Raw genomic sequence first — 22733 nt, forward strand, 5'->3', positions numbered from 1 at the left:
TGGATTCGGGACAACGGGTGGACATCGCCGGCCGGTTGTCCTGGGCCGAAATCCTGGATCGCCGCCGGCGCTTCATCGAGTTGCTGATCGTGTCGAACTCGGACGAGCAGATCCGCCGCTGCCTGGAGGTGGCACGCGAACGCAGCTACGAGATCAAGCCGGGACTCTGTCAGCGGTTCATCGAGTCGTGGGAGGCCGATCTGGAGCGGTGGCGGGAATTCCTGAGCTGGCTGCCGGTCACCGACAATCCGGAGAAATTCCTCCACGAAGTCAATCTGACCGATTACGTCCGCTTCTCCGAGGCGTACTGGCGGCGCTCACCCGGCTGACCGATGCCGGAGATTTCGCACCGCTGACCGCGCCATCGGAACCAGCGGCGTCGACCCCATCAGCGCCAACTCCTCCGCCGGCGACGTCCGCCCATCCAGGAACCGCAACACCCGATCCGGCGGATTGCGCAGGAACAACCGCTCGAAGAACTCCGGCGCCGACACCAGCCCGCTGTCCCACGCGTGCAGCGCCACCGAGTCCATCCACAGATGTCGACGCGGATAGGCGGCATCCGGCACCGGGTCACGACCGGTTCTGATCAGCTCGGCGATCTGCGTGGCCTGCCGCCGCATCGCCGAGAACGTGTACCCCGTCGACGGCCGCGTCGCCCCGCCCGCCGTCCCGATCCGCACGACGCGCGCCGACGGCCTCCGCTCGAACGGCGCATCCGTCATCGGAATCGCACCGTCCTCAACCTCGTCAACAATCACATTCCCCACCCCCAACTGCCTTGCGTACGCACGAAGCGCCACGTCATAGGCAGAATCCCCGAGCCGGCGGGGCGAGAACTCGGTGTACTCGATGAGCGCGGTGTTCGCACTGGTCGGCAGCACGTACCCGAAGGACACCCCGTGAGCCGGCTGCGGAGTCCGGAAGTCCATCAGAACGGCCGACTCCGGATCGAAGACCGGGGTCTCGGAGCGCACCCACCACCCGCGGAAATGCTGAAGCCAGAAGGTACGGCCGGGCCTCGCGGGCTTGACCGGCCGTGAATCGAGCACCCAGCGCGCCCGGAGAACCGAGGTCCCGCCGTCGTCGAGGACGTCGACGGAGGAACCGTTGTCAACGAGATCGCCGACGTTCGCGACGACGGTGTGCGTGGTGAGACGGCCGGCCGCGTCGGCCGCGAGCGCGAAGATCGGCTCGGACCGGACCATGGCGTAACGCATCGGGCTGAGATCGAGCCGCTGCTTCTTCCCGGACGGCCCGAAAAGATCGACCCCGGCCCACTGCGCGTCCAGAACCGGATCGAGCTCATCAGTCGCGCCGGTCCAGAAAGCCCAGGTCCGGCGCTTGGAATCGGTCGCGTCCATCCCGGCCGGGTCAATGACGGCGACCCGCAACGGCGTCGTCAGCGCCGACAGCACCAGCGCCGCGGCGCCGCCGAACCCGACAAGTGCGAGATCAACCTCCACCGGCCTCAGAATACGCACCGCCCGTGATGAACCGGGCGCACGGCCCACGGGTACGCCACGGGGAAGGGGGTGGCTGTAGTGAGAGACATCGATGCGGCCGACGAGTGGCTGGAGAGCTGGACCGCGCGCATCGACGCGCAGGCCGCACGCGCGGCGCAACTCGCGCAGCGGGTGGCTGGGCTCAGCGCGCAGGCGCGAGGCCATTACGCGACCGTCACCGTGGGCGCGAACGGCCAGGTCACCAGCCTTTCCCTGGATTCGCAGATGTACGAGTTGAGCCCCGACGAATTGAGCTCGGAGATCCTGGCCGTGATGCGGTCCGCCCAGCGATCACTCGTCACGCTGGTGTCCGACGAGGTCCGGGACACCGTCGGCGCCGATTCCGAGACGGGCCGGGCGGTGGTCGACGGATTCACCAGCCGATTCGGAGAAGAAGATGGCTGAATTCGTGGATCTGCCGGTCGAATCGGTCATCCGGCACGCGTCGGCGGTCGAGGGGGTCGCCGATGCCGTACGCACGGCCCGCTCCGCAGTGAGCCAGGTATCGATGGATCCCGGCGCCTACGGAATGCTGTGCGGGTTCCTGCCGGCAATCCTGTCCGGCGTTTTCGAGGTGGCCGTGGTCGCCATGAACGGCAGCGCCGAGGCGTTGCAGGAGACCGCGCTGAATGTGAAATCGGCGGTCAGCTCCTTCCAGAGCACCGACGATTTCTCGGCCGGTGAGATCAGGTCACCGTGACCGCCCCGGTCTCCAGCGTCGCTCCGGTTTCCGGCCTGGGCCTTGTCGACGACGCCCGCCAGATCGCCTCGGGCATCCAGAACGGCAGCTGGATCGACGCGTCACTAGGTGGCGTAGGCGTCTCGCTGGAGGCGTTGTCCCTGGTCCTGGACCCGCTCGGCAGCCTGGTCAGCTGGGGCGTCGGCTGGCTGCTGGAGCACGTGTCGGTGCTGCGCGAGGCCCTGGACCAGCTGGCCGGCAACGCCTCAGCGGTGTCGGCCCAGGCAGCGCAGTGGCAACAGGTGCCATCGGCGATGGCGGCGGCCCGGCAGTCCTACCTGGCCGGCATCGAAGCAGACACGGCGACCTGGGCCGGCGACGCGGCCGAGGCGTACCGCACGCACGCCGCCGCGCAGCTGGCGGCGATGGACGGCGTCGGGGTCGCGGCAGGCGGGATCGCTTCAGCAGTCGAGGGTACGGGCCTGCTGGTAGCCCTGGTCCGCGAAATAGTCCGCGACCTGATCGCCGACTTCGTGGCAACGCTGGCGGTGAGACTGCCGCAGTGGCTGGCAATGGAGGGCTTGACGCTCGGGGTGGCAACACCGTTCGTGGCGAGCCAGGTGGCAAGCCTGGTAGCCAAATGGGCCAACCGAATCCAGCACTTCATCCGAGGCCTACTCTCCAGCCTCCGCCGCCTCCTCCCGAAAACCGACGACCTGCGCAGAATCTTCGAGTGGCTAAGAGATCAGCTGGCCAAGCTAGCCCGAAAATCCCCGACCGATGGCCGGTTCAACAACTCCGCCGATCCTGCACCTGCTGGTGGCGGTGGTTCTGGCGGACTCACCAGCAAGGGTTCCGGAGGCGCTGGCGCCGGGCCGACTGCTCCCTCGCTGCCACCTGATCCGACGCGAAAGCCGCGAGGGGACAGGACGATAGCGCACCCCACCAAGGTGAAGGCGCTGCCGTTGCGACGCGAGAACGAATCGGCGGACCTGCTCGCACAGAAGGGCTTCGACGTCGAGCAGAACCCTGAGGGGAAGCCCAACCGGAAGAATCCCGACTACAAAGTCGAGGGAGAATACTTCGACTGTTACGCGCCGCAGACGGACAGCCTGGACAACATTCGAACCAAACTGAGTGACAAGGTCGCGAAGCAGGCCGAACGTCTCGTCCTCTACATGGATGACACGCCGCGGACCACCGACGATGTCGCCGACATGCTTCGGCGTAAGCCGATTGCCGGCCTCAAGGAGATTATGGTCGTGCAGGACGGAAGAGTTGTGCCCTTCTATCCCTTCAAAGAGTGAAGGCTGCCATGGCGATCGAGTACGACCTGCGCAGTGATGCGGACCTGGATGCCGGTGAACTGCTGGCCTTCTTCGCGGAGGCCATCGGCAGCGCTGTCGTCCGCGATGGTGCTGCCTTCCGCGAGGGCATGTATGTGACGCCCGATCGAGTCCCCGAGGAAGACGACGACCCGACGGTGGGTTGGTTCGGATTCAAACACCGCTCCACGACGACATTCCGGTTCAGCAACCAGGCGGATGTCGCAACGACAGAGCACAACACCGCCGTCATGGTCGGCGCGGTTCTGGCCTTCTTCCATCGATATGACGTCCACGGCGTTCTGCTTTTCAACGGGGAAGTCGTCGTCATTCAGCGTTTGACGGACCGCGTATCGGTCGCCGACGACTGGGCGGAGTGGCTGGACGGCGGCGAGGTGGCAGCTCTGATCGCCGGTCAATCCGTCCACCCGCTGGCGCAGCCGCTCCTATGATCGCCCCTCGCCTCGCAGCCCTTTGATCAGGAGGCTGACCAGGCGGCGGGCGTCGTAGCGCTCATCATCGCGTACACCGGCGCACAGATTCCCGACGCCGCGCATGACCTCATAGCCCGAGACCTCCACGCGGATCTCGCCTGACGCCCGGGCTGCCGCCAGCAACTCCTCGCAGACCGGCAGCAGGCGTGTCAGGAACAAGCCGTGCAGCGACGTGAAAGCCGCGTCGTCGGACTGCAAGGCCTCGGCCAGGCCGTGTTTCGTGACCAGGAAGTCGACGAACAGGTCGATCCAGCGAGCCAGGGCGAAGTGTGGGGACTCGCTGGTCGCCAGCAGCCGCGGGCCTGCCTCGGCGCATGCCTCGATTTGATGGCGGTAGACGGCGACGATCAGGTCGGCACGCGTCGGGAAGTGGCGGTAGATCGTGCCCACGCCCACGCCCGCCGTCGTGGCGATGTCGCGGACCGGGACGTTCACCCCGGACGTCACGAAGGCTGCCGCGGCCGCCTCCAGCAAGGTCTGCTCGTTGCGGCGTGCGTCGGCCCGCTTTCTCGCCTCAGCCACGTATGTCTCCTCCGTCACGCCGGTTGCTAAACGGAACAGCGTTCCGTATGTTGGTTAACGGAACGGGGTTCCGGTTGGGCTCACAGCATGACAGATCATCAGGAGGAACGGCTATGCAGTACCGCACCCTAGGTCGCACCGGTGTGCAGGTCAGCACCCTCGTGCTCGGCGCCATGAACTTCGGGAAGATCGGCAACACCACGCAGGCCGACGCCACCGCGATCGTCGACGCCGCCCTCGAAGCCGGGATCAACATGATCGACACGGCTGACATGTACGGCGCCGGCGGCTCCGAGGAGATGGTCGGCAAGGCCATCGCCGGCCGCCGCGACGACATCGTGCTCGCCACCAAGGCGACCATGCCGATGGGGGAGGAGCGCAACCACCGGGGCAGCTCCCGCCGCTGGCTGTTCACCGCCCTCGACGACAGCCTGCGCCGGCTCGGTGTCGATCACGTCGATCTCTTCCAGATCCACCGCTGGGACCCGCTGACCAGCGACGAGGAGACCCTGTCGGCGCTGACCGACCTGCAGCGCGCCGGCAAGATCCGATCCTTCGGATCGTCCACCTTCCCCGCCTACCGCATCGTCCAGGCGCGGTGGGCGGCGCGCGACAACCACATTCCTGGGTACGCCACCGAGCAGCCCAGTTATTCGATCCTGCAACGTGGCATCGAGGCACACGTGCTGCCGGTGACCCAGGAGTACGGCATGGGCGTGCTCGCCTGGAGCCCGCTCGCGTCCGGCTGGCTCTCCGGGGCCGTCCGCGCCGGGCAGGAGATCACCACGAGCCGTTCGACGATCCTGCCGGAGCGTTTCGACCTGACCAACGCGTCCAACCGTGCCCGCCTCGACGCTGTCGAGCAGCTGGTGAAGGTCGCCGACGAGGCCGGGCTGACCCTGATCCAGCTGGCGCTCGGCTTCGTGACGGCACACCCCGCCGTGACGAGTGCGATCATCGGCCCGCGCACCCTTGATCACTTGCGGTCACAGGTTGCCGCCGCCGACACGGTGCTCACCGCCGACGTGCTGGACGCGATCGACACGATCGTCGCTCCGGGCACCGACCTGGCCCCGCAGGAGAAGTTCGACACGCCCCCGGCGCTGCTCGACAGCTCGCTGCGGCGTCGCGCCGGAGGAACCCGATGACACCCAGTTTCGGCATCATGACCGCCCCGATGAACGTCGACTACCAGGACATCCTGCGGGTCTGGCGGGAAGCCGACGACATCGTCGAGATCGAGCACGCGTGGCTGTTCGACCACCTCATGCCGATCGGAGGCGACCCGCTCGGTCCCGCGTACGAAGGCTGGTCCTTGCTCGCGGCCATGGCCGCGCAGAGCCGGCGGCTACGTCTGGGGTTGCTCGTGAGCAGTAATCGTTTCCGGCCACCGGCCATGCTCGCGAAGATCGCCGCGACCGTCGACGTCGTCTCCGGCGGCCGGCTCGACTTCGGCATCGGCGCCGGCTCGCGGCCCAGTCACCCTTTGGCGAGGCGAGAGTACGACGGACACGGTCTGCCCTATCACGACTTCACGCACTCGGTGGATGCCCTGGCCGAGGCCTGCACGGTCATCCGGCGTTTGTGGACCTCGCCCGAGCCGTTCGACTTCAACGGCGAGTATGTGCAGCTCACCGGCGCGTTCGGCAACCCGAAGCCGATCCAGCGGCCGCACCCACCGATCGTCATCGGCGGCCGATCGAGCGCCCTGCTCCGCGTCGTCGCCGAGCATGCCGACGTGTGGAACATCCCGGGCGGCAACCTGCCCGACGCGGTCAGCCGCAGCGCCCTGCTGGACCGCTACTGCACCGAGATCGGCCGCGACCCGGCCGCGATCACGCGGTCGATCCACCTGCCGGTGGACTACGAACGGCCCGCAGACACCCGCGCCGCGATCAGCGAGGCGGTGAGCGCGGGCTTCGGACACGTGGTGCTCGGCCTGCCGGCGCCATACCCGGCCAAGGCCGCCCGCTGGGTCACCGACGAGCTGATCACCCCGGCGACCGGATGATCGCTCACATCAAGTGGATCTCGACGTCGAATCCGTCTGCCAGCACCAGCGAGAAAGCCTCCAGCGAGACGCCGACGCCGACGCTGCCCAGCGACGCGTCCACCCAGCTGCTGTCGCGGATGCCGGCGACGGTCTCGTAGACGTCCTGCACCAGGCCCGGCCCGGCCGTGGCGGCCAGCGGGCTCGTCACGGCTTCCTCCCAGGGTGGCTCCTCTGCCTGGGTGTACCGATTCGGCCGGGGTGCGGTTCAAGGCCGGTGACTTCGCCGCAGGCCGCTCGCGCCACGATTCTGGGGCTGGGGAACGACACGCAGTGGACGGTCGCGAACAAGAATGTGGGTTGATCCACAGATGCACGGGCAAACTTGTAGATGTGAACTGGCTCGAATTCACCCTGCTGCACGCGGAAACGCCGCGTACCGTCCACGTCGACGGTGCGGAGGTCGGCCCCTGCCTCGTGAAAGAGCGGGTGATCTTCTGCCCGCCGGATACGGTCGTCGCGCCGGGCACCCGGGTCACCCTGCCCGGCGGGCATGCCGTCCGGGTACGCAACGCCGTCTTCATGGACGCCTGCGGCACCGGCCTGCCCGAGCACTGGCAGCTGGACGTCGAGGCGGATCGTTACTGCCACGCCGGCCGCAGAAGGGTGTGAGAAGAGCGGGTGAACCGGACATTAACAACTGGTTGGACCTGTTGACTGGCACTCGGTGACGCCATGAGGATGCCCGCCATGATGCGGGTTACGGCGGGTTCGAACCTGCCGCTGAAATTGTTCGCTGTGGTCGCTGTCGTGGAAGTCGCGGCCGTGACCCTCGGCGTGCCCGCGTTGCAGTGGATCACGAGACCGCTACTGGTCCCGTTGCTGATCTGGTTCCTGATCAGAAAACGACAGCCCGACATGGTTGTCTATGCGCTGGCCTTCGCCGCCGCCGGTGAGATCGCTCTGCTGATCCCGAACCGGGGTGGCCTGCTCACCGGCATGGCCTTCTTCCTCGGCACCCTGATCTGCCTCACGCTCGCCTTCCTGAACCGGGCGAAGCCGCTCCCGGCCCCGTCCGCGTTCTTCGCGCTGCTGGCCGTCTCGGGCAATGCGCTTTTCGGTGACCAGTGGGGTGCTTTGCGCGTACCCATGCTGGTTTATAGCCTCGCGCTGGCCGCAATGGCCGCGGCAGCGGCAGGGGTCTCGTCGTTTATTGCGGCTGGTGGGGCACTTTTCCTGGTTTCTGATGTCTTGACGATGCTCCCCAACGACGATGTGAAACCGGTGGCTGTTGCGCTGCATGCGGCCGCGCTCGCCCTGATCGTGGCAGGGTGGGCGCGGCCGCAGGACTGGCCGGGATCAGAACGCGGCGGTGCAGAGCAGCCGATTCGGCGATCCCGAACCTGGGCTGGTCACGACGCCGGTGGTCGCGTTGCTGACGATGGCGCTGTGTACCTGAGCAGGTGAATCCGTGGGATGGGTCGCGAGGTGGAGCGCGGCCGCTCCGGCGACATGTGGCGACGCCATCGACGTGCCGCTGATCGTGTTGGTGGCGGAATCGCTGGTGTTCCACGCCGACGGGATGTTGATGCCGGGCGCGAAGACGTCGACGCAGGTCCCGCGGTTGGCCCAGGACGGTTTCGCGTCGTTCGTGTTGGTGGCCGAGACGGTGATGGCGGCGCCGACGCGGGCCGGTGACTGGGTGCAGGCGTCGAGCGCGAACAGGCCGAGGAATCCGTTTCCGGCCGCGATCGCGTAACTGACCCCGGACGCGATCGACGCGCTGACCGCGTTGTCCAGGGCGGTGTCGGCGCTGCCACCGAGGCTCATGTTGGCGACCGCGGGCTTGACGGCGTTCGCGGTGACCCACTCGATACCGGCCACCACCTGCGCGGTCGTTCCGCTGCCCTCGCAGTCGAGCACCCGCACGCCGACCAGTTGGACACCCTTGGCGACACCGTAGGCGCTGCCGCCGACCGTTCCCGCGACGTGTGTGCCGTGCCCGTTGCAGTCGTCCGCCGTCCCGCCGTCGACCGCGTCGAATCCGCTGGTCGCGCGGGTGCCGAAGTCCTGGTGGGTGGTCCGGATCCCGGTGTCGATGATGTAGGCGCGCACGTTCGACGCGGTCGTGCTGTACGTATAGGCCGCGTTCACCGGCCGGTTACGCTGATCGATGCGGTCCAGACCGTAGGACGGCGGGTTCGCCTGCGTGTCCGAGATCCGGTGGACCACGTTGGGCTGCACGAACGCGACGTCCGGGTCGGCAGCCACCTGCCGCGCCTTGCGCTCCGTCATGCTCGCCGCAAAACCGTTCAAGACCTTCTGGTACGCGTGAAGCACTGTCGTGTCGTGTTCCGCGGCAACGGTGCTTGCCACCTTGCCGGACTTCAGCACCACGATGTAGCTCCCGGGCACCACCTCGGCGCCGGGCACCGCGCGTACGTCGGCTTCGGCGGGCGCCGCCTGGGCGCCTGTCGCTTCGGCGGGCGCCGCCTGGGCGCCTGTCGTGAGCCCGAAGAGCGCGAGTGCGGTAGCGGTGGAGACAGCGAGGATCCTTCTCATCTGTTTCTCCCAACGTCGGGTGTGCAGACGCTAACACTCCGCATTTATATCTGTGAATGCTTCTGCAACCCGATGGCGACCGGTGCACTCCCGGTCGGTGATCCAGCGGGGGTGAGCGCGGCCGAACTGAAGGGTGTAACCGCGAGACATCAACGAGAGGGTCAACTCCTTGCGCAACGCTCTTCGCCGCTTCGCCCTGGCCGCCCTCATCGCCCCGGCCGCCATCGGCGCCGCTCTGATGATCGCGTCCCCGGCCGAGGCCGCGCCGAAGGCGTCCGAGGTGTCCCTGCAGGCCGAGATCAACCGCCTCGTCGACGCCGAGCGCACCGCGAACGGCTGCGCCGCACTGACCGTGAACGACCAGCTCACCGACGCCGCCCGCAACCACAGCGGCTGGATGGCGCAGACCGGCGAGTTCTCGCACACCGGCAAGGCCGGCTCCGACTTCTACGCCCGGGCCACCGAGGCCGGGTACGCCACGCCGGCCGCCGAGAACATCGCGTGGGGTTACCGCTCCGCCGAGCAGGTCGTCGCCAGCTGGATGAAGAGCCCGGGCCACCGCGCCAACATCCTGAACTGCGCGAACACCACCGTTGGCGTCGGCGCGGTCTACGCCGAGAGCGGCACCCCGTACTACACCCAGAACTTCGGCTCTTGATCTTTTGCTGAGCCGATATACCCGCGATGCCCCAGCCGATCCCCCTGCGGCTGGGGCATCGCTGTGTCCGGTTGCGCGGAGTTCCGGTTCTGGAGGCTGGTCCTCCACAACTGGGATCCGCGGGTCGGTCTCACTCGGGCGCGGTCATCGGGCCGAGCCTGGTGCCGAGCAGGTGCAGTGGGGCGGCCTGGACGGCGGCCTTGGTCAGGGCGTCCCAATATGCGGCTGCCTGGTGCGGCTCGACCGGGCCCAGCACTGGTGGCAGGCCGTCGGCGGCGGCGTGCAGCAACGACTCCAGCTGGCAGGAAGCGATGGTGCCGGGCAGGCTGAACTGGGCGGACGGCAGGCCCGCTGCGACCTCCCGGGTTGACGGGCCGCAGTCCAGGAGGCCGCCGCCGACGATCAGGACGTCGCCTCGGTCGCGCATCCGGGCCAGGGCTTTCGCCGTGTCGAAGCAGTGCGGGAACGAGTCGTCGACGACGATCGTTCCCGGCCGCAGGCGGTCGACGTCGATGGTGCCGGGGCCGCCGCTGGTCGCCGCGATGATGACGTCCGCGCGATAGACCTCGTCGGGTGCCGCCGGTGTCGCCGTGACGATCTCGGCTGTCATGCCTGGGTTGGCTGTCAGGCTCGGGTTGGCTTCCATGCTCGGGTTGGCTTCCATGCTCGGGTTGGCTTCCATGCCCGGGTTGGATTTCAGGCTCGCTTCGGCGGCCAGTGCCGTCATTCGGTTTGTCGCCGCGGGCAGGTCGCAGAGGATCAGGCCTGCCGGGGTTGCCGGGCCGCGGTCCAGCAGCAGCTTCAGGGAGGAGCTGCCGATCGAGCCCACGCCGACCACCGCCACGACGCAGTCGGAGAGTTTGCGGTTGTGGGCTTCGAGGGCGGCCAGGGTGGTGCGGACCACCGAGGCGGCTGTGACCGCGTGACCGATCGTGATCTGTGCTGTGGAGCGGACCAGTTCGGCGACCGCCGTTCCGTAGCCGGTGTGTGCGGGGATCATTCCGGCCAGGGAGACGGTTCGGGCGCCTAGGCCTGCGGCGATGTCGACAGCGGCTGCGGTTTGCTCGGCCAGACCGATTTTGCCCAGCCCGCCGGTTTGGCCCAGTTCGTCGGCGAAGCGGGGGATGCAGATGAAGCCGGATCGGCCGAGGGGGGTTTCGACGGTTTCCAGCAACCGGGGTGTGCCCTCCGGGAAGAGCATTGTCCTGATTGTTTCCCGGTCGAGGGTGGGGAGCTTTGCGCGTACCGAAGAAGGGATCAATTGGCTGAGCTGCGCGGGAGCGGGGAGGTAACCGATCAGCGCGGCATCGAGGGGCGGCCGCAGCTCGGAGCGAAGCTCCGACGCGAGCCGGTCGAGAGTCGTGGCCGGAAGCCGGCCGCGCAGGGTGAGGCGCAGGCCGCCGTCGAGGGGACGGGCCGCGAGCAGGACGTCCGTCCCGGGCGGCACGGTCAGCTCGGAATCGGCATCGTCCCAGGTCAGACGCAATGTCTCGCCGCGCAGCGGACCCAGCGCGTCGAAGTCGAGATAGGTCAGGAAATAGGGCCATCCAGTGGGCGCGACGAAGGTTCGGGTGCGGGCATCCTCGATGGATTCACCGCGACGCGCCGTGACCGCTGTCGCACATGGTCCGAAGATCCGGGCCAGGTCCGGGAGCGCGTGATCACGACCGGTCACGGCCACGCCGATCACCGGCTCCGGCGAGCCGGTCACCCTGATCAGACAGCGACGGTACGCACGGAGCAGGGTCGGGAACGGCACCCGGCTCGTGACCGAAAGTGACACGGTCGAAAGGTCGCCTGGGGTGAACGGGCCGCGCTCGACGATCTCCGGGGTGAGGGCGTCGAGCAGCCGCACGTAATCCCGGAAGCTTGATCGCAGCGGCGGCAGCGACTGGCCGTCGTAGACCGCGAACAGCTCTCTGACCAGCAGTGCGACGCTGTATCCGTCGCCGATCAGGTGGTGCGCGTGCATGATCAGCACGTGCTCCTCGGGGGCGATCCGCAGCAGGCGCAGTCGCAGCAGCGGCCAGGTTGACGGGTCGAAGCGGTGCAGGCGTTCGGCCGCGAGTTCGTCGGAGAGTGAGCCCGGCTCCGGCTCGTAACCGACAGTGAGCTGGCCGGGGGCGGGGAGTTCGTACTGAGTGGGAGGCCGGGCGTTCGGGTTGAAGGTGGTTCGGAGCATGGGGTGGCGTTCGACCAGGGTGTTTACCGCTTGCTGGAAGCGGGGGAGGTCGAGTGGCCCGTGCAGGCGGGGTGCGGCCAGCCAGGTGGAGGGTGCGCCTAATGCGTCCGAGAGTAAATAGCCGCGCTGACTGGCAGTGAGGGAAAATTCTTTCCTTTTAGATCCTTCCCCGGTTTCAGGTTTTTGTTCGGTTTCAGGTTTTTGTTCGGCGGCGGTCGCGGGCTCGGTCGCGTCGATCGCCGCGGCTAATGCGGCGAGGGTGCGGTGCCGGTAGATCACCGTCGGGCGCGGCAGGGCCGGGATGACCGCCTCCAAACGGGCGAACATGTCGAGCGCGCCGATCGAGTCCCCGCCGAGCGCGAAGTAATCGTCGTCGCGATCGATTTCGGTCAGGCCGAGTTGTTCACGCCAGATCGCGGCGAGGATCTCCTCGGTGCGGCCGGCTATGCCGGTGAGTTCGCGTCCAACCGGCGCAGGCAGGCGCACCTTGCCGGTGGGCGACAACGGCAGCGCGGCGACGATCTCGAAGCGGGACGGGACGAGGTACGCCGGCAGCGACTCGCCGAGGAACGCCCGCAGCTCGGCCGGCTCGACGTGGTCGCGGGGCTGCACCCAGGCGGTGAGACGGCCGGCCTCGACGCGAACGGCGCAGCTGTCCACAGCCGGGTGCTGGCGCAGGGCGGCCGTCACTTCACCGGGCTCGATCCGGTATCCGTGGAGTTTCACCTGGTCATCGACGCGACCACGGAACCACAGGACACCGGAGGCATCCTGGACCGCGCGGTCGCCACTGCGGTACCAGCGCCTGCCGTCGCGTTCGATGAACCGTTCGGCGGTCTGCTCCGGGTCGTCGAGATAACCGGCGGCCACGCCGATGCCGCCGATGTGCAGTTCGCCGGCCTCGCCGGGTGCGCACGGCCGGCCGTCGTCACCGATCACCTCGACGACCGTGCCGCCGATGGGCCGGCCGATCGGGAGGCGGGTCACGTCGTCGGCGGGGCGTTCGGTGATCTCGTGGAAGGTGGCGTTGATCGTGGTCTCGGTCGGTCCATAGAGGTTGGTGATCCTCTGGCCGGATCCTAATCGGTCGAACCATCGGCGGACGTGGGCGGGGGAGAGCTCCTCGCCGCCGACGTGGGCGAGTCTGAGCGCCAGGCTTGCCGATTTTTTAGGGTTCAACGGTGCTTTTTCGGCAGCGCTGAGCAGGCGCTCCCACAGGGTCGGCACTGAGCTCCAGACGGTGACCCGGTCGCGGGCCAGCCGGTCGAGCAGCACGGCCGGGTCACGCACGGTGTCGTTGTCCCAGGCCACGATGGTCGCGCCGACGAGCAGGGGTGCGAGCAGCTGCCGCACCGAGGCGTCGAAGCAGATCGAAGCAGTCTGCGCGAGTCGATCCCCGGCGTGGTAACCGAACTCGCTGATCGCCCAGTCCAGGTAGTTCGCCATCGAACGGTGGGTGATCGGCACACCCTTGGGGCGGCCGGTCGAACCCGAGGTGAAGATGACGTACGCGGTGTCGTCCGGCTGCGTACCGGCCTTCGGGGGTGTGGCCAGGGGTGCGCTCCGGGTGTCCACGAGCGTGAAGCCGCGCGGGGCCGTCGCGCGCGTCGACGAGTCGCAGACGACGACGCTCGCAGTCGAACGCCGGAGCTGGTCGGCCAGGCGAGCCGGCGGGTGGGAGGCGTCGAGGGGTACCCAGGCGGCGTTCGCCTTGAGGATCGCCAGCAGGCCGATGACGGTTTCGCTGCCGCGCCCGGTGAGCAGGCCGATTCGCGCTCGCTGCGAGGGGGAGCCGGTTGATCGCGGGGAGGTGGCGGCGGCTGATCGCGGGGTCGTGGAAGCGGCTGATCGCGGGGTCGTGGCGGCGGCTGATCGCGGGGTCGTGGAAGCGGCTGATCGCGGCGCTGTGGTGGCGATGATGGTGGCTAGTTTGGCGGCCAGCCGGTCGGAGGCCAGATCGAGGTCGAGATAGGAGAGCGGGCGGCCGTCGGTGAGCACCGCGATGGCGTCGGGGGTGCGGTGGCATTGAGAGCGGATCCGCTCGACGACCGAGGCCGACCAGGGCCCACGGTGTGCCGGCGATTCGGTTGATCGGGGCCCACCGTGTGCCCGTGTCTCGGTTGATCGGGGCCCACCGTGTGCCCGTGTCTCGGTTGATCGGGGCCCACCGTGTGCCCCGATCAAGGCTGCCGCCGCCCCCGACCCGAGCCCACTGTGTGCCCCGATCAGGCTTGCCGCCTCGCCCGCCCCAGGCCCACCGTGTGCCCCCGTCCCTCCGGATTCGGCTAGGGCGACCACCTCCGCCAGATGCTCCGCCGCGAACCCCTCCACCCTCTCCGCCCCGAAAAGCCCACCCGGCCAATTCCACGAGAAATGCAGAGCCCCGTGCGCCTCAAAACACACAAGCCCGAGCCGGGTAGCCGCCGAAGCCGTCCCCGCGACCGTACCCACCACCTGATCAACAGCGGTCACCCCAGCCGACGGGAATCGAGCGAAACTGAAGCTGGCCGGACTGGCCGTTCGAGGCCCGCTCCCATCCGAAGCAAGCAACCGAGCCAGGTCCACGGTCGACACCGAGCCATGCTGCTCACTGACCAGCCACAAATCCCGGAGACGCCCCGCCAGAACGGCAGCTGGCTCGTCCGGATCAACCACGACCAGCACCGGCAACGTGTCAGCGAACGGACCCACCATCCTGTCCATTCCGGTCAGCCGCGCGTTCCGTCCGGCACGGGCGATCTGCACCGGCACGGCTGCCTGCCCGGACCACCGCGACAAACACCGCACATAGGCCGCGAGCAACAAATGGAACAGCGACACCCCGGACTCCCGCGCCCGTGAGGAAAGCCGTGCCGTCAGCCCCGGATCAGCCGAGACCTGATGCACCGCATATGGCGGCCGAGGCTCGGCCTCACCGTCGAACGGCAACGCCAGCGCCGGATATCCGGCCAGCGCCGCACGCCAGTACTCCAGATCAGCACCCACCGGTCCAGCACCCGCCCGTCCAGCACCCGCCGGTCCATCACCCACCCGTCCAGCACCCGCCGGTCCATCACCCACCCGTCCAGCACCCGCCGGTCCAGCACCCTCCGAACCAGCACGAAGAGCCTCGTGGTCAGCGAACGTAGCTGTCAGCGCCGCACCCGGCTCCGCCCCCGCATAGATCGACCACAACTCGTCACCGAGAACCGCGAGACTGAACCCGTCGAGCGCCGCATGATGCGCCACCACGATCAGATGCGCCAGCTCCGGACCCTCCACCGCGAGCACCGCGCGAACCGGCGCCTCCCGCGTCAGGTCGATCGTCCGATTCCGCAGCTCAGCGTCGAGCGCCTCCACCGGCCCGTCCAGCTCGGTGACCGAGAACCACGTCGCCTTCCCGGCAGCCTCGAATCGCTGCCCACCCTCGCTGAACCTCACCCGCAACATCGGATGACGCTGTTCCAGCGCCACAAAAGCACCCCGCAGCCGCTCCAGCTCGACCGGCCCGGTCACCCTTTGCCTGACGTACGCGTAAGCCGGCACCTCCGGATAGAGCAGACCCGACGTGACAAACGCCCGCTGCACCGGACTGAGCGGGAACTCGTCCGGCGCGGCGAGATGACGGGCCAGCTCGTCAACCGTGCGATGCTCGAAGAAGAGCGTGGTCGACAGCGTCCGCCCGAGCCGCTCCTCAAGTTCCTTGACCAGGTCGACAGCGGTGAGCGAGTCCAGCCCGAGCGACAGAAACGGCTCGCCCAGCCCGATCGCCGCCGGCTCCCGCTCCAGCGGCCCACCAAGCAGGTCCCGCAGAATCGCGACAATCTCGTCATACCCACCACCGCCATATCCGTGCTGACCCACCTCACGCCCCGCAGGGTGAGCTGGGCTGCCGTCACCCTCCGACCGAGATTCGCCCGACAAGTCGGATATGTGCTCTCGGGCAACGGGATCGGATGCGACCAGAGCACGGGATGACAGGGGCGCCGAGCCGCTCGCCGGAATCTCGACGAGAACCTGCGCCGACTCCAGACCGGCTGCCTCCCACAGCAGCTCAGGCACCTGCGACACCGGAACCGAGCCGCCGATGCCCGCGGCCAGGCCGCCGCCAGCCAGGGCCGGAAGGTTGACCGCGACGAAGCGGCGGCCGGCCGCTCGCTGCGCCGCCGCGAACGAGTCGAGGAACGCGTTGGCGGCCACGTAGTCGCCGATCGCGCCGGCCAGGCCCGGGACCACCGAGGAGACCGACGACAACAGTACGAACAGGGTCCGCTGATCAGGGATCGCCTCAGCCAGCAGCCGGGTGCCCTCCACCTTGGACGCGATGGCGGTCTCGATCTCGCCGGCCGGCTTCGCGCGCAGGCTGCCCGGCCGGACCGCCCCGGCCGCCTGCACCACCACGTCGAACGACCGGCCCGCCACGAGCGCGGCCACGTCGGCTTCGACGGCGACGTCGGCCACCCGGTATTCGGCTTTCGCGCCGAGTTCGCGTAGCTCAACCAGAAGCTCGACCGGTTCTGCGGACCGGCCCGCCAGCAGCAACGACGGCCGTCCACGGCGGGCGAGGTCCCGGGCGATCTCCGAACCGGCCGCGCCCGCGCCGCCCACGATCAGATAGCCGCCGTCCGGCGGCAACGCGACCGGCTCCTGCGCGGATGCCGGCGCGAACGTACGCTCCCATCTCCGGCCGTCACGCCAGGCGACGATCGAAATCGGTCCGGGCGGTGGCGGGGCTGCCGACTCCAACTCGATCGCCGCCCGGCGCTGCTCCTCGGAATCGGCAGTGCAGAGGTCGATGAGGCGTACCCCGAGGTGTTGATTCTCGTCGGCCCACGCCATCGCGAGGCCGAGCCGGAGCGCCTGGGCCGGGTCGTGGGGTTCGGTGCCGACGCGGAAGGCGTTCTCGGTGACGACCAGCAGGTGCCCGCTCGAGGCCTCCCGCAACGATCTTCCCGGCTGGCTCTCACGGCTGTCTCGGAGCGCCGGAGACAGCAGTGAGCGCCAGCCGGGTCCCCGCAGCACGTGAACAGGCCCGGTCGGCGACGAGGCGGCCGGCGACGAGGCGGGCTGTCCGGTTTCGATCCAGGCGGGCGTGGCGAACGCGACCGGCGGTGTGATCCAGTAGCGGCGGCGCTGAAACGGGTACGTCGGCAGCGGAACCCGTCGGCTCCCGGCATCAAGACGTGTCCGATTCAGAACAGCCCCGAGCTGCCACAGCTCAGCGGCGGCCTCCAGCAGCCCTCTGACGCTGAAGCCGGCGGCAACCACCGAACCACCCCCAGCCGGCACCCCGATCCCACCGCCCGCTGCTGGGGAACCACCCGTTTCGGCCGCACCACCCGCTTCGGCCGCACCACCCGCTGCGACCCCGCCGCCCGTCCCGAAACTGACAAACGTGTCATAACCCTCGGCCAGCAGTCGTCCCCCGAGGTCATCGAGGGTCTCGCCGCCATCCGCGCTGAACGAAGGTATTTCCGCAGGTCGTTCCGCATGAGCGAGACCCGGCGCGGCCGAGGCGAGGAGAACCGCCTGTGCCGGGGTCAGCGCTCCGGCGACGACGGCGGCGGTCAGCTTGCCCACGCCGTGACCGGCGACGGCGTCCGGGCGTACTCCGAAAGCGCGCAACTGCATCGCCTGCCCGACCCCCAGCGCGACCGCGACCGGCGCGGCGACCTCGTCGCGGGACAGCTCGTCGGCGGGGATGTCCGATTCGGTACACCAGGCGACAAGCGTGCGCCCACCGATCAGACCAGCGGCAGCGGACATTTCGTCCAGCGCCGCCCGGAACTCGGCCCCCGACCCATAAAGATCCGCACCCCGCCCCGGCGCCAGAGCACCCCGCCCTGGCGCCAGAGCACCTCGCCCGCTCAGGCTGTTTTGCCCGCTCACGGCGCCGGCTCCGGCGAAGAGGAACGCGACGCGGGGGGCGCGGCCTGTGCGCGGCGCGGGCTTCGCTGCGGCGAGGCGCGCGGCGAGATCGCCTTCAGAGACGAGAGCCATGCGGTACGGGTGATCGTCGCGAGCGGTCGACGCTGTACCGCAGACGTCGTGTTCGCGCAGCTCAGGGTGGTTTCGCAGATGATCGGCCAGGTCGGCGGCCGCGGCGGACAGGGCTTTCGGTGACCGCGCGGAGATCGTGAGCAGACGAGGCTCGTCCGGCAGCGATGATGTGGTGGCGAATTCTCCCGCCGGGGGAGCTGCCAGGACCGCGTGAGCGTTGGTGCCGCCGAAGCCGAAGCTGTTGATGGCGGCCAGCGGCCCGGTCCAGCTGCGGCGTTCGGTGAGAACCTCGAAGCCGGCGGCGGACAGGTCGAAGCGTTGCGACGGTTCGTGGTGGTGCAGCGACGGCGGCAGCTCGCGGTGCTGGAAGGCGAGGACCACCTTGAGCAGTGCCGGCATGGCGGCGGCATTGAGCAGATGACCGATATTGGACTTCACCGAGCCGATCAGGCGTGGCTCGCCGCCGGGCCGGGGCGGGAACGCGTAGGCCAGCGATCGCGCCTCGATCGGGTCGCCTACCGGGGTGCCGGTGCCATGCGCCTCGATATAGGTGACGTGGTCGGGATTTATGCCCATCTGCCGGTACGGCCGGGCCACCGCCTCGCGCTGCCGCATCGGGTTCGGAGCCATCAGGCTGAGCGAGCGGCCGTCGTTGTTCACGGCCGTACCCTTGACCAGCGCGAGCACCCGATCATCGTCGGCGCTGCCGAGGCGCGTCAGCACGATCACCGCACCGCCCTCGCCCGGCACGAACCCGTCCGCGTCCTCGGCGAACGCCCGGCACCGCCCGGTCGGTGAGAGCGCCTGCGCCCCGGCGAGCAGGGAGTGACCGGTATCGGTCAGATTCAGGTTGACCCCGCCGACGATCGCGATGTCGCAGTCACTGGCGGCCAGGCTGAGCCGTGCGAGATGCAGCGCTACCAGTGCCGACGAACAGGCGGTGTCGATCGCGAGCGCCGGCCCGTGCAGGTCGAGCAGGTGGGCGACGCGGGCGGCGGTGAGGTTGCGAAGGCTGCCGGTGAGAGCGTGCGCCCCGGCCGGCGGCGGTGTGGGCATCACGTCGCGAACGAGTTCCGGATATCCGGACTCACCAACGGCCGCGAAGACACCGATCCGGCGGGCGTGCCGGCGGGGTCCGGCGTAACCGGCGCGTTCCAGGGCTTCGTGGGCCAGCTCCAGGAAGATCCGGGCGTGCGGGTCGAGGTAACGCGCCTCGGTGTCACCGATTTCGAAGTAGCCGGCGTCGAAGAGCGACGGATCGGCGAGGAATGCGCCGTGGCCGTCCCAGCGCTCGGCCCGGGTGACCGAGTCCCGGCCGTTGACCAGGTTCTCCCAGAACTGCTCAGGCGTGTCCGCACCCGGAAACCGGCACGCCATCCCGATGATCGCCAGGTCATCGCCGCCGGCGTGGGCTTCGGTGGTCCGATCCTGGGTGGTGGGTGCCGGCGCCGACATCAAGAGGTCGGTCAGGGCGGGGATGGTCGCGCCGTCGCGCAGTAGTGCCGGGTCGAGGTCCCGGCCGAGCGCGTCCTCCAACTCGGCGAGAACCTCCATGGCCGCCAGCGACGATCCGCCGATCGCCAGGAACCGGTCGCCCGGCCCGATCGTCTCCGGCTCGACCCGCAGCACCCGCGCCCACACACCCCGGACCAACCGCTCCATCCCAGCCCGCGACCCCAAAGCCCCGGACCCCAGAGCCCCGGACCCCGAAGCCCGGCTTGCGCTCCCGGCCGTGGGAGAGCGCTCCGCGGAACCCTGAGCACCAGCCGGCCCAGCCGGCCCAGCCGGCCCAGCCGCGCCAGCCGCGCCGGCCGGCCCAGCCGGTGGCGTCGACAGGGATGTGAGGAGGCGGTCGCGCAGCGGGACGCGGCGTAGCTTTCCGCTTGTTGTCCGGGCGAACGCGCCCCGGGGGACCACCTCGACCCGGACCTCGTCGTACCCCAGTGCCTCTGCCACCCGGCGCCGGACCAGCTCGGTCACCCCGGGATCGGCCCGGAGCGCCGGTGCCGCCACGAAAACCGCGACCACCTCGCGCCCGCTGTTCGGATCGGTGGCGCCCACGACGGCTACCGGGCCGGTGCCGAGGCCCGGGGTCGCGGCCGCCACTTCTTCCAGGTCGGCCGCGTGGAAGTTGCGGCCGTGGACGAACAGCACGTCCTTCTGCCGGCCGCTGATCACCAGCCGGCCGTCGCGCAGGAAGCCGATGTCGCCGGTGCGCAGCCAGTTTCCGTCGAAGGCCGCAGCGGTGGCCGCTGGGTCACGGTGGTAGCCGCGCGTCACGTTCGGCCCACTGACCTGCACCTCTCCCACCAGGCCGTCCTCCAGCGGGGAGCCGGACTCGTCGACGACGCGGATCGCGCATTCGGGGATCGGAAAGCCGACGTCCATGAACGAGACGCCCGAGGTGGCCGCGACAGCCACGCCCCGGGACAACGCCGCCCGGCTCACCACCACCGGTACCGCCACCTCGCCCATCGGCGGGAACGCGACCGCCACCGTGGCCTCGGCCAGGCCGTACACCGGAGCGAGCGCCGACGCCGCCAGCCCGGCGCGAGCCATCTTCGATGCGAACGCCTGCCACACCGCCGGGGAGATCGGCTCCGCGCCCACCATCACGAAGCGCACGCTGCGCAGATCCAGCCCGTCGAGCGCGGAGTCCGGCACCCGGCGCAGGACCAGCGCCAGGGCGAAGTTCGCCGCCGACAGGATCGTGGCCCGGTGCCGGGCGGCGACCGTCAGCCATTCCAGCGGCCGCTTCGCGAACGCCATCGGGCTGATCCGTACCTGCCGGCAGCCGACGAAAACCGGCGTCAGGTGCGTGCCGATCAGGCCCATGTCGTGGAAGTACGGCATCCAGGTCACGACCACGTCCGACGGCCCGGCCCCGCAGGCTCGCACGGCCTGGGACAGGTTCGCCACCACGTTGCGGTGGGTCAGCTCGACACCCTTGGGCGTCCCGGTGCTGCCCGACGAGAATTGCAGAAACGCCAGGTCGCCGGGGGAGACCTCAACCGGCGCCGGTAGCGGCTCGGACGCCCGCAGAGCGGACAGCGAAAAGCGGCGCGCATCGGGAAGAACGTCGTCGCCGGCCAAGGCCGGCGACGACAGGTGACGCCAGACGGCGGCCAGGCGTTCCGGTTCCGGCGGCAACGGCACGGGTACGACTCCGGCCAGCACCGCCCCCCAGAACAACGGCAGGAACTCGTGGCTCTCCGACGCCACCACCAGCAGCGGATCCCCGGCGGACAACCCGGCGGCCCGCAGCCCACCCGCTACCCGCAGGGCGTCAGCCAGCAAATCGCGGTAAGTCACGAAATGTTCTGAGGACCCCACGTGCACCACGCCCTCGTCGGGTGCATCCGTGGCGGCCCTGACGAGGATATCGGTGAGCGTCATGGCCGCAGACGTTACCGAAGATCATCAACGGTGCTCGTTCGCGCGTACCCAGAGATCGGAGGCCGAAGGCGAAGCCGAGGCCGAATCGCGCATTCGGCTGAAACGGCGGGTGAAATCGGCACACCCTTACAGATAGGTGCAACCCGTCCGCTACTCAGGCGGGCCAGGGGGAGGCCGATGGGTACGACGCGCCACCCGGCGTGTCCGGCAGACCTGCGGAGGTAACCCATGCGTCTTGTGCCCCAGTCTCTGCGGCGGCGCCGCGCGCTGCTTGCAGCGTCCGGAGCGGCACTGGTCGCGGCGATCGCGACCGTTCTCGTGCTGAACTCCACGCCGGCCGCGGCCACCTGGCAGACGTTCTCCGGCACGCCGACCTGCGACTGCGTCGTGCAGGACAGCAAGACGAATACCTACCGCGCGGTGTTCGGGTACGTCAGCAACAGCAGCTCGACCGGCAAGATCGCCGCTGGTGACAACAACAAGGTCGTGCTCAGCAGCAACTCCAGCACCGACGCGAAGGTCACCACGCGTTTCGAGCCGGGCACCCACAAGGCATCGTTCGCGACCGGCTGGATCTCCAAGGACACCCAGGCCACCTGGAAGGTCGGCGGCAAGAACGTCACCGCGAACTGGAACAAGCCGACCTGCGGCAGGGACGTCAGCCTGCCGGCCGGCGGTAACGGCTCCGGTCCGCTGATCGCTCTGATCATCGCGGGCCTGGTAGGCGGTGGAATCTACCTGTGGCGTATGCGTCGCACGGCGGCCCAGCCGTGACGATGCGCAGCGTCCTGGCCATCGGCGCGCACCCCGACGACATCGAGCTCGGCTGTGGCGGCACCCTCGCCGCCCACCGGGCCGCCGGCGACAAGGTCACCATGCTCGTGGTGACCGGTGGGCAGAACGGTCCCGGTCTGGTCGACGGCCGGCGTGCCGAGGCCGAGGCCGCCGCCCGCAGCCTGGACTGCCTGCTGATCTGGGGCAGCCTGGTCGACTGCGAGGTCAGCCCGGACGCCGCCACGGTGTCGCTGATCGAGCGGGCGATCCGTGAGGCGGAGGCGGACGTGGTCTACGTGCACGCGCCGGACGACTCGCACCAGGACCATCGGGCCGTCGCCGCGGCCACCATGTCGGCGACCCGGCACAGCCGGCGCATCCTGCACTACCGCAGCCCGTCCACCATCCGTTTCGAGCCGACCGTGTACGTCGACATCTCGGCTCACCTGGACCGCAAGATCAATGCGTTGGCCTGTCACCGCAGTCAGGTCGAGTCGTCAGCGATGGTCGACCCGGAAGTGGTGTCCGCCTCGGCCCGGCACTTCGGCGCGCAGGCCCGGGTGCGGTTCGCGGAAGCATTCATGCCGGCGAGGTTCGTCTGGGACCTGGCACCGCCGATAGTCCTGCCGCAGCAGACCTCGCTTGCCGAGATGGCCGCCGCGTGATC

General features: G+C 69.2%; 17 protein-coding genes. 12 read left to right on the forward strand and 5 right to left on the reverse strand.

What is annotated here, in order from left to right; all coding sequences use genetic code 11:
- Positions 1–17: 17 nt before the first annotated feature.
- On the forward strand, positions 18–329 hold the full coding sequence (locus ACQP2E_RS10440) for a hypothetical protein (RefSeq protein WP_433830284.1): 312 nt from the start codon (positions 18–20) through the stop codon (positions 327–329).
- Here the strand turns inward: ACQP2E_RS10440 and ACQP2E_RS10445 are convergent.
- Positions 318–1475, reverse strand: a complete 1158-nt coding sequence (locus ACQP2E_RS10445) for a lycopene cyclase family protein (RefSeq protein WP_433833878.1) — start codon at positions 1473–1475, stop codon at positions 318–320. The two genes, ACQP2E_RS10440 and ACQP2E_RS10445, sit on opposite strands and share 12 nt — an antisense overlap.
- A gap of 69 nt (positions 1476–1544) precedes the next feature.
- Between ACQP2E_RS10445 and ACQP2E_RS10450 the strand changes: the two genes are divergently transcribed.
- Genes ACQP2E_RS10450 through ACQP2E_RS10465 form a run of 4 tightly spaced genes read left to right on the forward strand, consistent with a single transcriptional unit; the run spans position 1545 to position 3961 of the window.
- A complete protein-coding gene (locus ACQP2E_RS10450; protein ID WP_433830286.1) occupies positions 1545–1910 on the forward strand; it encodes a YbaB/EbfC family nucleoid-associated protein in 366 nt (121 codons plus the stop codon).
- Positions 1903–2205 (forward strand): type VII secretion target, encoded by a 303-nt coding sequence (locus tag ACQP2E_RS10455; protein WP_433830288.1) that lies wholly within the window; start codon positions 1903–1905, stop codon positions 2203–2205. Before ACQP2E_RS10450 ends, ACQP2E_RS10455 begins: the two co-directional genes overlap by 8 nt.
- Positions 2202–3491 carry a hypothetical protein gene (locus ACQP2E_RS10460; protein ID WP_433830290.1) on the forward strand — a complete coding sequence of 430 codons (1290 nt, stop codon included), beginning with the start codon at positions 2202–2204 and terminating at the stop codon, positions 3489–3491. Before ACQP2E_RS10455 ends, ACQP2E_RS10460 begins: the two co-directional genes overlap by 4 nt.
- A gap of 8 nt (positions 3492–3499) precedes the next feature.
- The gene (locus ACQP2E_RS10465) at positions 3500–3961 is read left to right on the forward strand and encodes a SitI3 family protein (RefSeq protein WP_433830292.1); all 462 of its coding nucleotides are present in this window, start codon (positions 3500–3502) and stop codon (positions 3959–3961) included.
- Here ACQP2E_RS10465 and ACQP2E_RS10470 read toward each other — a convergent pair.
- Positions 3956–4525 carry a TetR/AcrR family transcriptional regulator gene (locus ACQP2E_RS10470; protein ID WP_433830294.1) on the reverse strand — a complete coding sequence of 190 codons (570 nt, stop codon included), beginning with the start codon at positions 4523–4525 and terminating at the stop codon, positions 3956–3958. The genes ACQP2E_RS10465 and ACQP2E_RS10470 overlap by 6 nt on opposite strands.
- Before the next feature lie 113 nt (positions 4526–4638).
- Between ACQP2E_RS10470 and ACQP2E_RS10475 the strand changes: the two genes are divergently transcribed.
- The gene (locus tag ACQP2E_RS10475) at positions 4639–5673 is read left to right on the forward strand and encodes an aldo/keto reductase (RefSeq protein WP_433830296.1); all 1035 of its coding nucleotides are present in this window, start codon (positions 4639–4641) and stop codon (positions 5671–5673) included.
- Entirely contained in the window at positions 5670–6536 is an 867-nt protein-coding gene (locus tag ACQP2E_RS10480; protein WP_433830298.1) for an LLM class flavin-dependent oxidoreductase, read from the forward strand. Before ACQP2E_RS10475 ends, ACQP2E_RS10480 begins: the two co-directional genes overlap by 4 nt.
- Before the next feature lie 4 nt (positions 6537–6540).
- Here the strand turns inward: ACQP2E_RS10480 and ACQP2E_RS10485 are convergent, their stop codons facing one another.
- A complete protein-coding gene (locus ACQP2E_RS10485; RefSeq protein ID WP_433830300.1) occupies positions 6541–6726 on the reverse strand; it encodes a hypothetical protein in 186 nt (61 codons plus the stop codon).
- A 182-nt stretch (positions 6727–6908) separates the two neighbouring features.
- Between ACQP2E_RS10485 and ACQP2E_RS10490 the strand changes: the two genes are divergently transcribed.
- A complete protein-coding gene (locus tag ACQP2E_RS10490; RefSeq protein WP_433830302.1) occupies positions 6909–7187 on the forward strand; it encodes a hypothetical protein in 279 nt (92 codons plus the stop codon).
- A gap of 63 nt (positions 7188–7250) precedes the next feature.
- Positions 7251–7982: a lysoplasmalogenase family protein gene (locus ACQP2E_RS10495; RefSeq protein ID WP_433830304.1), complete on the forward strand. Its 732-nt coding sequence runs from the start codon at positions 7251–7253 to the stop codon at positions 7980–7982.
- Here the strand turns inward: ACQP2E_RS10495 and ACQP2E_RS10500 are convergent.
- Positions 7875–9077 (reverse strand): S8 family peptidase, encoded by a 1203-nt coding sequence (locus ACQP2E_RS10500; RefSeq protein ID WP_433830306.1) that lies wholly within the window; start codon positions 9075–9077, stop codon positions 7875–7877. The genes ACQP2E_RS10495 and ACQP2E_RS10500 overlap by 108 nt on opposite strands.
- 169 nt (positions 9078–9246) lie before the next feature.
- On the opposite strand from ACQP2E_RS10500, the gene ACQP2E_RS10505 reads away from it, so the two are divergent.
- Positions 9247–9735: a CAP domain-containing protein gene (locus tag ACQP2E_RS10505; RefSeq protein ID WP_433830308.1), complete on the forward strand. Its 489-nt coding sequence runs from the start codon at positions 9247–9249 to the stop codon at positions 9733–9735.
- A gap of 130 nt (positions 9736–9865) precedes the next feature.
- On the opposite strand, the gene ACQP2E_RS10510 is transcribed toward ACQP2E_RS10505, so the two are convergent.
- The gene (locus ACQP2E_RS10510; RefSeq protein ID WP_433830310.1) at positions 9866–21292 is read right to left on the reverse strand and encodes an amino acid adenylation domain-containing protein; all 11427 of its coding nucleotides are present in this window, start codon (positions 21290–21292) and stop codon (positions 9866–9868) included.
- A 228-nt stretch (positions 21293–21520) separates the two neighbouring features.
- Between ACQP2E_RS10510 and ACQP2E_RS10515 the strand changes: the two genes are divergently transcribed.
- Positions 21521–22066, forward strand: coding sequence for a hypothetical protein (locus ACQP2E_RS10515; RefSeq protein ID WP_433830312.1), 546 nt, complete (start codon positions 21521–21523; stop codon positions 22064–22066).
- A 2-nt stretch (positions 22067–22068) separates the two neighbouring features.
- Complete coding sequence (locus tag ACQP2E_RS10520) at positions 22069–22731, forward strand: PIG-L deacetylase family protein (protein ID WP_433833880.1); 663 nt, start codon at positions 22069–22071, stop codon at positions 22729–22731.
- Positions 22732–22733 lie beyond the last annotated feature (2 nt).

Origin of the sequence: Actinoplanes sp. CA-015351, assembly GCF_050955685.1 — a bacterium.
Classification (GTDB): domain Bacteria; phylum Actinomycetota; class Actinomycetes; order Mycobacteriales; family Micromonosporaceae; genus Actinoplanes.